14 protein-coding genes and 1 riboswitch are annotated in these 12838 nt (G+C 65.3%); of the genes, 3 read left to right on the top strand and 11 right to left on the bottom strand.

Annotated elements, in window-relative coordinates; translation table 11 throughout:
- Position 1 precedes the first annotated feature (1 nt).
- Entirely contained in the window at positions 2–1162 is a 1161-nt protein-coding gene (locus tag Q7514_RS30490) for a metallophosphoesterase (RefSeq protein ID WP_330136997.1), read from the top strand.
- A gap of 166 nt (positions 1163–1328) precedes the next feature.
- Here the strand turns inward: Q7514_RS30490 and gcvP are convergent, their stop codons facing one another.
- The 11 genes from gcvP to Q7514_RS30435 all read right to left on the bottom strand — a co-directional run bounded on the left by gcvP (position 1329) and on the right by Q7514_RS30435 (position 11100).
- On the bottom strand, positions 1329–4187 hold the full coding sequence (gene gcvP, locus Q7514_RS30485; protein WP_330136996.1) for an aminomethyl-transferring glycine dehydrogenase: 2859 nt from the start codon (positions 4185–4187) through the stop codon (positions 1329–1331).
- Positions 4188–4353: 166 nt separating this feature from the next.
- Positions 4354–4451, bottom strand: a riboswitch (glycine riboswitch).
- A 58-nt stretch (positions 4452–4509) separates the two neighbouring features.
- Entirely contained in the window at positions 4510–5136 is a 627-nt protein-coding gene (locus Q7514_RS30480; RefSeq protein ID WP_408016217.1) for a MerR family transcriptional regulator, read from the bottom strand.
- 251 nt (positions 5137–5387) lie between these two features.
- Positions 5388–5861 carry a bifunctional nuclease family protein gene (locus Q7514_RS30475; RefSeq protein ID WP_330136995.1) on the bottom strand — a complete coding sequence of 158 codons (474 nt, stop codon included), beginning with the start codon at positions 5859–5861 and terminating at the stop codon, positions 5388–5390.
- A gap of 148 nt (positions 5862–6009) precedes the next feature.
- Positions 6010–6747 carry a transcriptional regulator FtsR gene (ftsR, locus tag Q7514_RS30470; protein WP_330136994.1) on the bottom strand — a complete coding sequence of 246 codons (738 nt, stop codon included), beginning with the start codon at positions 6745–6747 and terminating at the stop codon, positions 6010–6012.
- Complete coding sequence (gene garA, locus Q7514_RS30465) at positions 6747–7211, bottom strand: glycogen accumulation regulator GarA (RefSeq protein ID WP_330136993.1); 465 nt, start codon at positions 7209–7211, stop codon at positions 6747–6749. The genes ftsR and garA overlap by 1 nt, the downstream gene beginning before the upstream one ends.
- A 152-nt stretch (positions 7212–7363) precedes the next feature.
- Positions 7364–7768 carry a glycine cleavage system protein GcvH gene (gene gcvH, locus Q7514_RS30460; RefSeq protein ID WP_330136992.1) on the bottom strand — a complete coding sequence of 135 codons (405 nt, stop codon included), beginning with the start codon at positions 7766–7768 and terminating at the stop codon, positions 7364–7366.
- A gap of 43 nt (positions 7769–7811) precedes the next feature.
- Entirely contained in the window at positions 7812–8549 is a 738-nt protein-coding gene (locus tag Q7514_RS30455; protein ID WP_330136991.1) for a DUF881 domain-containing protein, read from the bottom strand.
- Positions 8550–8552: 3 nt separating this feature from the next.
- Entirely contained in the window at positions 8553–8912 is a 360-nt protein-coding gene (locus Q7514_RS30450) for a small basic family protein (RefSeq protein ID WP_054713560.1), read from the bottom strand.
- A complete protein-coding gene (locus Q7514_RS30445) occupies positions 8909–9775 on the bottom strand; it encodes a DUF881 domain-containing protein (protein ID WP_330136990.1) in 867 nt (288 codons plus the stop codon). Before Q7514_RS30445 ends, Q7514_RS30450 begins: the two co-directional genes overlap by 4 nt.
- Positions 9772–10392 carry a CDP-alcohol phosphatidyltransferase family protein gene (locus Q7514_RS30440; RefSeq protein ID WP_408016216.1) on the bottom strand — a complete coding sequence of 207 codons (621 nt, stop codon included), beginning with the start codon at positions 10390–10392 and terminating at the stop codon, positions 9772–9774. The genes Q7514_RS30445 and Q7514_RS30440 overlap by 4 nt, the downstream gene beginning before the upstream one ends.
- Positions 10393–10482: 90 nt before the next feature.
- Positions 10483–11100, bottom strand: coding sequence for an NUDIX hydrolase (locus Q7514_RS30435; RefSeq protein ID WP_330136988.1), 618 nt, complete (start codon positions 11098–11100; stop codon positions 10483–10485).
- A 151-nt stretch (positions 11101–11251) separates the two neighbouring features.
- Here Q7514_RS30435 and Q7514_RS30430 point away from each other — a divergent pair, with 151 nt between their 5' ends.
- Together Q7514_RS30430 and Q7514_RS30425 are read left to right on the top strand one after the other, a co-directional pair.
- A complete protein-coding gene (locus tag Q7514_RS30430; RefSeq protein WP_330136987.1) occupies positions 11252–12271 on the top strand; it encodes a phosphotransferase family protein in 1020 nt (339 codons plus the stop codon).
- 9 nt (positions 12272–12280) lie between these two features.
- On the top strand, positions 12281–12676 hold the full coding sequence (locus Q7514_RS30425; protein ID WP_330136986.1) for an MmcQ/YjbR family DNA-binding protein: 396 nt from the start codon (positions 12281–12283) through the stop codon (positions 12674–12676).
- Positions 12677–12838 lie beyond the last annotated feature (162 nt).

Genomic DNA, 12838 nt, shown 5'->3' with positions numbered 1-12838 from the left:
CGTGATCAGATTGCTCGTCGCGGGGACGTTCCTCGCCCTCATCACCTTCTGGCTCCACCGCCGCCTCGTCCGTGCACCAGGCCTCACCGGAAGAACTGCGCTGGCCGCAGACATCGCCCTCGTGGCGTTGCTCGCCGTCGCCATGGCCGCATCGGTCACCGGCACCGTTCTCGACCCCGCATGGGCACGCCCACTGGGCTTCCTCGGCTACAGCTGGTTCGCCGCCGGGCTCTACCTGGTCCTCGGAATCCTCGTCATCGGAGTGTTCTGCCTCGGGGCGAGACTCATGCGGCGGTTCCGCACCGGCAGTTCTCCCGAACCGGACTCGTCCCGACCGCCACGTCGTGCCCTCCGCATCGCAACGGGCACTCTCGTCGCCGCCACCGTCGTCACGATAGGCTACGGAAGCCTGATCGAAGCGGCCAATCCGCGGACCGTCCACTCCACCATCGCCCTCCCTGGGCTTCCGAACGGGTTCGACGGACTCCGCGTCGCCCTGATCACCGACCTGCACGTCGGTCCGGCGAGAGGCGCCCGGTTCGTGCAGGGAGTCGTCGATCAGGTCAACGAACAGCAACCCGACCTCATCATCCTGGGCGGGGACCTGGCCGATGGCACGATCGAATTCGTGGGAGACGACCTCGCGCCCCTCGCCGAGCTCGATGCCCCGCTCGGTGTCTATGGAGTGAGCGGCAACCACGAGTACTACTCCGACGACGCCTTGTCCTGGCTCGACCACTGGGAAACCCTCGGCGTACGAACGCTGCGGAACGAAAACGTCACCGTGACACACAACGGCGACGAGATCGTCGTGGCAGGCGTGCACGACTACACCGCGCCGGCACCGGACGCGGCGGACCTCCCCCGAGCCCTCACCGGCCTGTCGCCGGAGACCTTCGTCCTACTCGCCGCACATCAGCCGAGGCACGTCCTCGAAGCACAGGATCTCGGTGTGGACCTTCAGCTCTCGGGGCATACACACGGCGGCCAGATGTGGCCCCTCGGATACCTCGTCGCCGCAGCAAACCCGACCGTCGCCGGGCTGGACCACTTCGGCGACACCGCCATCTACACCTCGCAGGGTGCCGGCGCCTGGGGTCCGCCCGTCCGTGTCGCGACCCCGCCCGAGATCTCCATCCTCGAGCTCGTTACGCAGGACTAGCAGCGTAGGCCTCGGTCCGACAGTACCGGACCCTCGGTGTAGAGGAGTCTTGAAGGTGAGAGAGCGCCTGTGAGCGGTAGCTATTCGGTAATTCTAGGTATTCCGTATCGTTCCGAATAATTGCTAACGAACAGGGCTGCGGGCAGCTTGCCCGCAGCCCGTACTCTCAGCTGCTGTATGCCTCCAACGGAGGGCATGAACACACCAGGTTGCGGTCGCCGTGCGCACCGTCGATTCGACGAACCGACGGCCATACCTTCGCGCGTCCCTTCCCCAGCGGATACACCGCGATCTCACGCGAGTACGGATGGGTCCACTCCCCGACCAGGCACTCCGCGGTGTGTGGCGCTCCTCGCAGCGGATTGTCGTCGACCGTCCACTCCCCCGCTCCGACTCTGTCGATCTCCCCGCGAATAGCGATCATCGCAGCGATGAACTCGTCGATTTCGCTCAGATCCTCGCTCTCGGTCGGTTCGACCATGAGTGTTCCCGCTACGGGGAAGCTCATGGTCGGGGCGTGGAATCCGTAGTCGGCGAGACGCTTGGCCACATCATCGACAGTGACGCCGGTGTCCTTGGTCAGCTGACGCAAGTCGAGAATGCACTCGTGCGCCACCATTCCGTTCGCGCCCGTGTACAGCACCGGGAAGTACTCGTCGAGGCGTCGTGCGATGTAGTTCGCCGACGCGATCGCGGTGAGCGAAGCCTGCCGAAGCCCTCGCGCACCCATGAGCTTGATGTATGCCCACGTGATCGGCAGGATCGACGCCGACCCGTAGGGCGCAGCCGATACCGGGCCCACACCGCCGAGCTCGGGTGCGGCCGGATGGCCCGGCAGAAACGGCGTGAGATGCGAACGTACCCCGATCGGACCTACGCCCGGCCCGCCTCCACCGTGCGGGATACAGAAGGTCTTGTGCAGATTCAGGTGGCTGACGTCGCCGCCGAACTTGCCCGGGCGTGCCAGACCCACGAGTGCATTGAGATTTGCACCGTCGATGTACACCTGCCCGCCGGCGTCGTGTACGGCCCCGCAGATGTCCTCGATCTCGTGTTCGTACACGCCGTGGGTCGACGGGTAGGTGATCATGATCGCGGCGAGCCGTTCGGCGTGGTCGGCGATCTTCGCCCGCAGATCGTCGAGGTCGACGTCACCGTTGGGACGGCATGCAACGACTTCGACGCGCATACCGGCCATGACAGCCGATGCGGCGTTGGTCCCGTGCGCGCTCGACGGGATCAGGCACGTGTCGCGGTGGTCGTCACCGCGACTCAGGTGGTAGTGCCGAATGGCGAGCAGACCTGCGTATTCTCCCTGGCTCCCGGCATTCGGCTGCAGCGTGATGGCGTCGTATCCGGTGACTGCGGCAAGCCAGCGTTCGAGGTCCGAGACGAGTTCCCTTATGCCCCCGGTCTGATCCGCAGGAGCGAACGGGTGGAGACCCGCGAACTCCGGCCACGTGATGGCTTCCATCTCCGCCGCTGCATTGAGCTTCATCGTGCAGGATCCGAGCGGGATCATCGTGCGGTCGAGAGCGAGGTCCTTGTCGGACAACCGTCGCAGATACCGCATCATCGCGGTTTCCGTCCGGTATTTCGTGAACGCCTCGTGCTGCAGGAATTCGCTGGATCGGGCCAGTTCCTCCGGGATGGATACGGGCTCGTCGCCGGCCGACTCTTCCGCAGCGATACCGAATGCGGCCAGCACGCTCACCACGTGTGTGTGCGTCGTCGCTTCGTCGCAGGAGATCGACACGTGGTCCGCATCGACGAGATACAGATTGACGGAGCGCTCGATTGCGGCCGCCACCACCACGGCAGCGCGACCCGGAACCCGCGCGAGGACGGTATCGAACAACTCGGCGTGCACGATCTCGACACCACCGCTGCGCAACGAGCCGGCGAGGCCGGACGCGTGCGCAGCAACGCGCCGCGCGATCCCGGTCAGGCCCTCCGCACCGTGGTACGACGCGTACATCGCGGCAAGCACCGCCAGAAGCACCTGCGCGGTGCAGATATTGCTGGTCGCCTTCTCGCGGCGGATGTGCTGCTCGCGGGTTTGCAGCGCCAGCCTGTAGGCGGGGGCGCCGTCGGCGTCGACCGATACACCTACGAGACGACCGGGGAGGTTCCGCGTGTGCGCACCGTTCACAGCCAGGTATCCGGCGTGCGGGCCACCGAAGCCCATCGGCACACCGAAGCGCTGAGTGGTGCCGAAGCAGGCATCGGCACCTTTCTCTCCGGGCGGGGTCATCAGTGTCAGCGCCAGGAGGTCCGCACCCACCGCCACCAGTGCGCCGCGCTCGTGTGCAGCGTCGATCACGGGAGCGACATCGAACACGCGGCCCGACGCGCCCGGGACCTGCAGGATCACACCGAAGAAGTCGCCCTCGGGCAGCCCGTCATCGACGAGGTTCGCGGTGACGAGCTCGATTCCGAGCGGCTCGGCGCGGGTTGCGAGCACCGCGGCGGTCTGAATGAAGAGGTCGGAGTCGACGACGAATCGAGGGCTCTTCGACTTGCGGTTCGCGCGACGCAGTAACGTCATCGCCTCTGCCGCTGCGGTGGCTTCGTCGAGCATCGACGAGTTCGCGACCTCCATGCCGGTCAGATCGGCGACCATCGTCTGGAAGTTGAGCAGGGCTTCGAGCCGGCCCTGGCTGATTTCCGGTTGGTACGGCGTGTATGCGGTGTACCACGCGGGGTTCTCGATGATGTTGCGCAGCAGAACCGGCGGAGTGAGCGTGTCGTAGTAGCCTTGTCCGATCATGGACGTGGCGACGGTGTTGCGGGACGCCAGCTCTTTCAGACCTGCGAGAACCTCGTGTTCACTCAGCGGCGCGTCAAGCACTTCGAGTCCGTCGGCAACATCGCCATCACGTTTGTCGAGGATGCCGGCGGGCAGTGCCTTCGCGGCGAGCTCGTCGAGCGTATCGACTCCGACGACGTCGAGGATCCGGCGCATTCCCTGCGCATCCGGTCCGATGTGTCGATCGGAGAAATTCCAGGTGACGGCATCTGTCATCGCAGCTCCCAGGCTGGTCGGCGAGGTTCACACGTGCTCGGTCGGCACGGGTGCGTCCTCCCCCTCTGTCCTGAGCTCGCGGGGCGAGCGCCTGAGAGATTCGGTCCCGGTCAGCGGACCTTTCCCCGTGGGCGGGTGGGTGCTCCCACCGCTTTCCAGAGGCGTCGTAGCTCACGCGGTCCTGGGTGCCTGAGAGATTGACGGAGAGGTGCTGCTCCTTCGGCGCCCGGATGTGTTGGTCCGGGTCTCTCCCGCGAGACGTCGACGCACATCGATTCTAGAGCACATCGAGGCCACCCCTTTACGGAGCGTGACCTACGCCCTATCCGATGCGGCGATTGATGCGGTTGCGACGGCGGGAGGCCAGTTCGTCCTCGGGCTTCTCCTCGACGTCGTAGCCATCGGCGCGCTCCGCCGGGAAGTCCGCGATACTGCCGGTCAGTTCCCGGACTGCGCCGCTGACTGCGATACCGAACACGCCCTGCCCGCCTTGGAGCAGGTCGACGACTTCTTCGGGCGAGGTGCACTCGTACACAGTGGTGCCGTCGGAGAAGAGTGTGATCTTGGCCAGGTCCCGCACACCACGACTCCGGAGATGGTCGACGGCCACCCGAATGTTCTGCAGCGAGACGCCGGTATCGAGGAGTCGCTTGACGATCTTGAGAACCAGGATGTCCTTGAAGGAGTACAGCCGCTGGCTTCCGGACCCCGCCGCACTTCTGATCGACGGCACCACCAGATTCGTTCGTGCCCAATAGTCGAGTTGGCGGTAACTGATGCCGGCGATCTGGCATGCGATCGGCACTCGATAGCCGACCAGCTCGTCCGGCACCGAATTGTCGGGAAACAGCCCCGGCTGCAGATCCTCGGATGTGTCCGATACGGGTACCGGAGCCACGCGATCGCCGGAATCGGCACCGAGTTGCTGTCCTTGCGGCCGATCTCGCACTTTGTGACTTCCTCTCGCGCGCCCCGTTGTCCCTCGCCACCACTGACCAGGCAGATCCCCCACCGCATCCGATCCCGTGCATCCTCCGGTTCACCCGACTCGATCCCGTAACGGATCAACCAAGCGTACGCCCTGTGTGATTCACGTCGGGCAGCAACACGCCGACCCGGAAAGTAACGATCGACATTACACGGGTTCGTTGCCGGGCGTCGTCGAACTACTCCGACCGGGCCCACCGGTGGCAGATCGTGTCAGCCGTCGGTTGCCTTGAAGTCGTCGGGCGAGACCGATTCGAGGAATTCCTTGAACTTCTCGACCTCGTCTTCCTTCTCTTCGGGCATTGCGAGGCCCGCTTCTGCCAGCACGGATTCCTCGGCGAACACCGGCGCGCCGGTGCGCAGGGCGACGGCAACCGCATCCGAGGGGCGGCACGAGACCCGCATCTCGCCCTCGAAGACGAGGTCGGCGTAGAAGGTACCCTCCTGGAGATCTACGATCCGAACCTCCAGCAGGGTATGGCCGAACGCGTCGAGAAGATTCTTGATCAGGTCGTGAGTGAGAGGGCGCGCCGGCTCCACGCCCTGCTGTTCCAGCGCGATGGCGGTTGCTTCCATCTGACCGATCCAGATCGGCAGATACCGCTCGCCGTCCGCTTCACGCAACAGAAGGACCGGCTGGTTCTGCGGTTGCTCGACTCGGATACCGACTATCCTCATCTCGCTCATTGCGGCGCCTCCGTCCCGCTGCCTGTCAGTCGTCATACTCGCTGACACGTACTGCCTGAATTCTAGTGTGCTCCTCCGTGTACGTCAGGTACCCGATCCCGAACCCGGAAGATGTCACTGCGTATGGACGATGCCGCCGCGCGGCCACTCAACGATCGAGTGAGCCCTGCACCGCTGCCTTGACGAGGCACGTGTGCAAGGTCAGAGACAACGCAGCCAGTTCACGAACCATCTCCTCGGCACGTTCACGAGCCCCCGCATCGCGTCCCTTGGCGATCGGTCCGGCGATCTGGGCGACGAGGCCCGCCTCACGGTCTGCCGCCAATTTGAATGCGCGGAGGTGCCGGACTTCGAGTCCGAATTGGGACATCGACTTAGCCGTCCGCGCCAGCAGCACCGCGTCGTCGTCGAAGAACCCTGCGGGACCCGGTGTGAGGAGCCCCGCGCCCACCAACTCCGTGAGGAACACCGTGTCGATACCGGCGCGTTCGCAGAGATCTTCTCGGCCGACTCGAACCTGACGGTCGGTACGAAGGTCCTCGGGAGAAACCTCGCCTCGCGCGACCGCGAGCTGGCGCGGTCGCTTGGGTCGAGTTTCGACGGCACCCACCGTTGCGGCGCCGCGGTCGATCGCCTCGAGCTGTTCCTTGATGACCTTCAGCGGGAGGTACTGATCACGCTGCGCCGTGAGCACGTACCGGAGTCGCTCACAGTCCGCGATGGAGAACCGTCGGTAGCCCGACGGTGTGCGCTCCGGACTGATCAGTCCTTCGGCTTCGAGAAATCGGATCTTCGAGATCGTCACGTCCGGGAATTCCGGTCGGAGTCGGTCGAGCACGGACCCGATCGACATGCCTGCCGGCGCCGGCTGGTGGGCAGCGGTCATCAGCTACCTGCGCCCTGAGTGCCCCGCGGGCCGGTCAGAAACACCAGACGGAACTTGCCGATCTGGACCTCGTCGCCGTTCGCGAGCACTGCCGAGTCGACGGGTTCACGGTTGACGTAGGTGCCGTTGAGGCTTCCCACATCTACTACCTGGAACTCGCCGTCGTCCTGACGGAACTCTGCGTGGCGCCGGCTGACAGTGACATCGTCGAGGAAGATGTCACTGTCCGGGTGCCGTCCGGCCGACGTGGTGGGCTGGTCGAGCAGGAAGCGCGACCCCGCGTTGGGCCCACGCTTGACGACGAGCAGGGCCGCCCCGGCCGGAAGACCTTCGACACCCGTGACCGGTGCTTCGGTCGTCGCAGCAGCGCCGGCGTTCTCCAATTCGTTCAGGAAGTCGGCACGAAACACCGAAGTGGTTTCCGCTGGAGTCTCTTCGTAGCCCGCGTTGCCGTTCTCGCTCACCGTTTCTCCTTATCCGTTCGATCGCCCGAGTAGTCCCGGATGATCGTCATTCGTTCGCCACCACCACGGTCGGACACGGCACACGCCATACCCGACCGTACCCTGCGCACGCCCCTGGTGCAGGTAGTCGCTGGTATGTCACCCAGGGGATCTCATCCTTCTGTGATCGTTCTGTAGCCAGCGGCGTCGAGGGTCTGCCCGAGCGCAGCGTCGAGGTCCGCCTCACTGCTCGCCTCGACATCGATGAGCCACCCTTCCGCATACGGCGCGCTGTTGACCAACTCCGGGCTCGCCTCGAGGTCGCCGTTCACCGCCGCGACCGTTGCAGCGAAGGGTGCATAGACGTCCGACACGCTCTTCGTGGATTCGACCTCACCGAACGAATCACCTGCGGCGAGGGCGGATCCGGCGTCCGGCAGCTGCACGAACACCACGTCACCGAGCTGTGATTGAGCGTAGTCGGTGATACCGACCCGGGCTGTCGTCGCCCCTGTCCGTTGAACCCACTCGTGCTCCGCCGTGTATCGCAGATCAGCGGGCGTCTCGAACTCACTCACGGCAGTTCCTTTCGGAGGCGACGATTCGGCACGAACGTCTGTTTCAGTTTCCTGGCCGAGCGTATTGGCGTGGCTCGATTTCCCGCAAGGCGAGCACTTCGACCTGCGGTAATTGTTCGACGGTCAATGTCCCGCCGCGGCGAGCAACCGTGTCCACCACGCCACCGGGGATGTTCAGTGCCGCCGCAAGCGTCGGACCTTCCCCGATGGCTGTAACCGTATAGGGCGCAGGGAGCTTTCGATCGTCGACTGTCAGATCCCCGCCCTGCCCCGTGACCCACGAGTCGACGCCGATACGTACAGATGTTCCGTCGGCACCTGTGATCTGCATCGTGTCCGCGCCCGCCGCGCGTAGCTCCTGGATCGTGTCGAGGACGACCTCCGATCCCACTCCGCCGAGCGGATCGTCGATTGTCAGGACGACGCCGGGCCCGGTCGCTGGAACGGTACCGAGCTGGATCGACAAGTTCTGCAGACGAGCGCGGGCCTCCGTGAGCGCGGCATCCGAACCGTTCTGCTCGAATCCTTCGAGGGTGCGCTCGAGGCCTGTGATCTCTTGCCGCAACGCCGCCTCACGTCGATTGAGGTTGTCCAGGAGCACGAGCAGGTCTGCCGGACGGGCGGAGTCGAGGTTGTCGCCGGTATCGGTGTTCTTCACCTGCGTGGCGATGGCCGTACCGAGCAGAACCACGAGCAGCGCCGCGAGCACCGCGTACACCCGGCGCTCGCGCCGCGGGCCCGGCGGGCCCGGCCGAATGTCTTCGGGGAGATCTTCGGTCATCGCTCACGCCCCGAAGAGTCTGCGGCGCAGGGCCGACGCGTTGCCGAAGATGCGGATCCCGAGCACGACGATGACGGCTGTGGAGAGCTGAGTGCCCACTCCGAGTTGGTCTCCGAGCCACACGATGAGTGCGGCGACGAGGACGTTGAACACGAAGGAAACGACGAATACCTTCGCGTCGAAGATATCGTCGAGATAGGCGCGCAATCCGCCGAACACGGTGTCGAGGGCAGCGACCACCGCGATCGGCAGGTAGGGCTGCACCACGTCGGGCACTTGCGGACTGAACACGATCCCGGCAGCGATGCCGATCGCGAGTGCCAGCACCGCGTACAGCGCCTGACCGTGCCTGAGGTGCTTCACCGATTCCCCGCTTCCCGAGCCGATTCGACTGTACGTACCGTGGCCGCCGGCAGTTCGAGCTCACCGGTCTCGGCGATCGTGAAACCTACCCCGTAGAGCTGTTTGATGCCCGAGAGCCTCAGGTATGCGTCGCTCACCACGAAATCCGTCTGCATCTGCGCCTGGGGCCCGACTGCTGAAACGACGTACGGCGAGGACACCGGCTGGTTGTCGACCAGCATCGCTCCCCCGGCCTGCCGGATGGTCACACCGGGGCCGATACGCACGCCGCCGACCGATACGGCCTCGGCACCACCACCCCACAGTGCATTGACCACGGATTGCAGATCTCGGTCGAGGACGGTCGCGGTGTTGCCGGTGTCGTCGCGAACAGACGGGTCCGAAAGGTTCGGTCGGCCCGCCGGATCGGACAGGGTGACAGTGATTCCGGGCCCGGTGACAGGCACCGCGGCGGCAGCGACCTGTGCGGCGCGCAGTTCGTCGAGGGTTGCCGCACCCTGCGCGTCGTGGGCGACCAGTTCGGCGCTGCGCTGCTCGACGGTGTCTCTCAGTTCGTCGCGGCGGGCGACGAGGGTGGCGATGCGTTCGTCGCTGGTGCGCAGCGAATCCAGAATTTCGGTGCGCGCCTGGTCGGCGCCCGGTTCACGATCGGTGTTCTCGGCATAGGCCACGCCGAGGACGAGACCTGCGAGGATGCTGCCGATGACGAGCCAGGTCCTGGTGCGTCGCGGCGACGAGGTGGCGCGACCCGCCGCCCGGTCCGCGGCTGCCGCGGCATAGCCGGGGTCGAGGTGATCCTCGAGCAGCGACTTGAGCAGTGACGGCACCGGGTTTCGGGGGATCTGTTCCCAGCGGCGGCTCACTCGGCGGCTTGTCCCTCACTCGGGGGTACGGCACGGGCGATCCACAGGGCCTGACCCAGGTAGAGCAGCCCGGTCCAGACATAGAGCGCCGCGCCCCAGACCAGTGCGGCCCAACCGAGTGGGTGCGCGACAGCGGACGTTGCGGGTACCGCAAGGTCGAGCAGCAGCAACGGCAGTGCGCACATGAGGAGGAAGGTCGCGCCCTTACCCAGATAGAGAACCTCCGGCGGGGGCATACCGCGACGCCGATACACGGCGAGTGTGGGGGCGAGAACGAGCTCGCGTCCGATCAGGATCGCGGCGATCCACCAGGGAATGACATCCCTCGCCACCAACGCGATGAGCGTGGTGACGATGTAGAGACGGTCGACCATCGGGTCGAGCATCGCGCCGAGTCGGGAAGCCTGATCGAGCAGGCGGGCAAGCTTGCCGTCGGCCCAATCGGTGAAGCCGCTGAGGAAGAGGATCACGAGCGCCCACACGTCCGCGTGGAGGACGAGGATCAAGTAGAGGAAGACAGGAATTCCGAGCAGCCGCACGAGACTGAGCAGGTTCGGGATGGTGAGGATACGGTCGGCACCTGGATGGGTGTCGTCCGGTGTCGTCACGTCACCCATCGTGCCCCTTTCCGATCTCCCCGTGGTTCAGCGTCTCCAGACTCAACGGCCAAGCCTTTCACATCGGCGGCGGCCGGCGTCACGAGGTGGTCAGCGCCATGCGAACACCGGTTGTTCGAGACCGTCGATACGAGTGTGCCGACGATGGAGTGCCACCTCGCGGAACTGGTAGACCACGGCGGCGGTAGGTGCGTGGATGAGGTGGCCACGGAACGGCCACTGGATCACCGGCTTGTCGGATTCGGGGATGTCGACGAATCGAGGCTCACTGTCCAGCTCTGTCTCGGTGACGGAGAACAGGACGTCGACTTCGTCGGGGCTCGGCTTCAGGTCGGCGACCGCGGCGTCGGAGCGTACGACGAACGGTGACATCACGTACCCGGATCGGGTCACGTAGTCGTCGAGCCGTCCCACGATAGTGTCCGGAGGGGCGTCGAGTCCGAGTTCTTCGTGCAATTCCCGTAACGCCGCGTCTTCGGGTGTCTCGCCCGGGTCGAGGCGTCCGCCAGGGAGCGCGAATTGGCCGGGGTGTGCGCGCAACTTCGTCGGTCGGCGTGTCAGGGGCATGACCGGGTTACCGGCACCGTCGTCCAGAACGGCGATGACGACGGCGGCGTGACGGCGCCCTTCGAGAGGAATCCGACGCGACTCGAAGCGTGCGAGGGAGTCCCGAAGTGTCGTGTACGTCAGCGCGTTCGGTAGAGGCATGTTTCGAACATTATCGCACTGGATTTCTGTTTATACAGGCATTCCGTCCAGCCCGAAATTTGTACGCCAGAACTGGAGACAGCTGTATCCAGTCCGACTACGCTCCCTCGCACACGATTCCGTCGTCCCCACCGAATCGGGAAAGGACACCATGAGCACCGACCCCGCGGGGCTGGATACCACGCTCCTCCGCAGTTACCTGCAGACCGCTGCGCCCCACCTCCTCGCCGGGCCCCTGACCGCGCGTCTGATCAGCGGTGGACGATCGAACCTCACCTACGGCGTGAGTGACGGCACGCGGGAACTCGTCCTGCGGCGACCGCCGCTCGGACACGTGTTGAAAACCGCGCACGACATGGCCCGCGAGCACCGCGTGATCACTGCGCTCGCCGGAACCGAGGTACCTGTGCCGCGCACCTACCTGTTGTGTGCCGATACCGAGATCATCGGGGCGCCCTTCTACATCATGGAACTGGTCGAGGGCACACCATTTCGTACGGCCGAGGAACTCGCGCCTCTCGGGGAGGATCGAGTGCGTGCGATCTCCGAACGGATGGTCGATACCCTGGCAACGCTCCACTCGGTGGAGCCGGCAGCGGTGGGGCTCGAGGACTTCGGCCGGGCCGAAGGATTCCTCGAACGCCAGGTACGGCGGTGGCAGACGCAACTCGACGCGTCCCGGAGCCGCGCGCTCGAAGGCGCCGATGAACTCCACCGCTTGCTGGTAGAGCATCTACCCGCGACGAGCGGCTCTACGATCGTGCACGGTGACTATCGTCTCGACAACGTGCTGATAGACGAGCACGATCGGGTTGCGGCGGTGCTGGACTGGGAGATGGCCACTCTCGGTGATCCGCTCACCGACGTCGCGCTACTCATGGTCTACCAGCAGCTTGCGCGCAGAGACGGGCCGGTTCCGGTGTCGACGGTGTCGCGTGCCCCTGGTTTCCTCGGCGACGACCAAGTGCTGTCCCGCTACGCGGACGCGAGCGGCAGGAACCTGTCGGGGATGGCCTTCCATCTGGGGCTGGCCCATTTCAAGCTCGCGGTGATCCTCGAGGGGATCCATTTCCGCTTCCTGCAGGGCCAGACCGTGGGCGAGGGGTTCAGCGTCTTCGGAGACGCTGTGGAACCCCTCCTCCACGAGGGGATTTCGGCCCTCCGGAGGTAAACTGCGTCCATGCCACACCCGATCATGTTCGACGAGACGGATCCGTTGCTGGCCCGGGTGCGCGCCCTCGTCCTGGCGTATCCCGGTGCCCAGGAGAAGATCTCGCACGGGCGTCCGTTCTTCTTCACCAAGACGTCGTTCGCGGTCTACGGCGGATCCGAGAAGGACACCCGCGCGGCGTTTCCCCGGTCGTTGATCGTCAAGCCCGACGCCGACGAACGACTCGCCCTGCTCGGTGAAGCTCACACGTATCTGCCCATGTACCTGGGTCCATCGGGGTGGGTCGGCTACGATCTCGACCGCGATACTGTGGACTGGGCGGAGGTCGCAGAACTGGTCGACATGTCGTTCCGTGAGACGGCACCCGTGAAGCTGGTGCGCGAACTGGACGAACGCCTCGGTTGAACCCGCGCCCAGCACGGACCGATGGGTGCCCGACAGATCAGACATCCCTGGATCTCAGCTGTCAAGCAGCGAGGGTGTGCTGACGATGCGACCACGCGGTCGCCTGGTCATAGTGCGTGTGGGTCTTGAGGCAGCCGTGGAGGATGCCGACGAGCCGGTTGC

Origin of the sequence: Rhodococcus artemisiae, from assembly GCF_036327795.1 — a bacterium.
Classification (GTDB): Bacteria; Actinomycetota; Actinomycetes; order Mycobacteriales; family Mycobacteriaceae; genus Rhodococcus; species Rhodococcus artemisiae.
This window is presented reverse-complemented; position numbering and strand designations above follow the sequence as displayed.

Coding starts and splice junctions, on each gene's coding strand:
- Q7514_RS30430 (WP_330136987.1), top strand. CDS start 11,252: ATGAGCACCGACCCCGCGGGGCTGGATACCACGCTCCTCCGCAGTTAC.
- Q7514_RS30425 (WP_330136986.1), top strand. CDS start 12,281: ATGCCACACCCGATCATGTTCGACGAGACGGATCCGTTGCTGGCCCGG.
- Q7514_RS30455 (WP_330136991.1), bottom strand. CDS start 8,549: ATGACCGAAGATCTCCCCGAAGACATTCGGCCGGGCCCGCCGGGCCCG.
- Q7514_RS30435 (WP_330136988.1), bottom strand. CDS start 11,100: ATGCCTCTACCGAACGCGCTGACGTACACGACACTTCGGGACTCCCTC.
- ftsR (WP_330136994.1), bottom strand. CDS start 6,747: ATGACCGCTGCCCACCAGCCGGCGCCGGCAGGCATGTCGATCGGGTCC.
- Q7514_RS30475 (WP_330136995.1), bottom strand. CDS start 5,861: ATGAGCGAGATGAGGATAGTCGGTATCCGAGTCGAGCAACCGCAGAAC.
- Q7514_RS30440 (WP_408016216.1), bottom strand. CDS start 10,392: ATGGGTGACGTGACGACACCGGACGACACCCATCCAGGTGCCGACCGT.
- gcvP (WP_330136996.1), bottom strand. CDS start 4,187: ATGACAGATGCCGTCACCTGGAATTTCTCCGATCGACACATCGGACCG.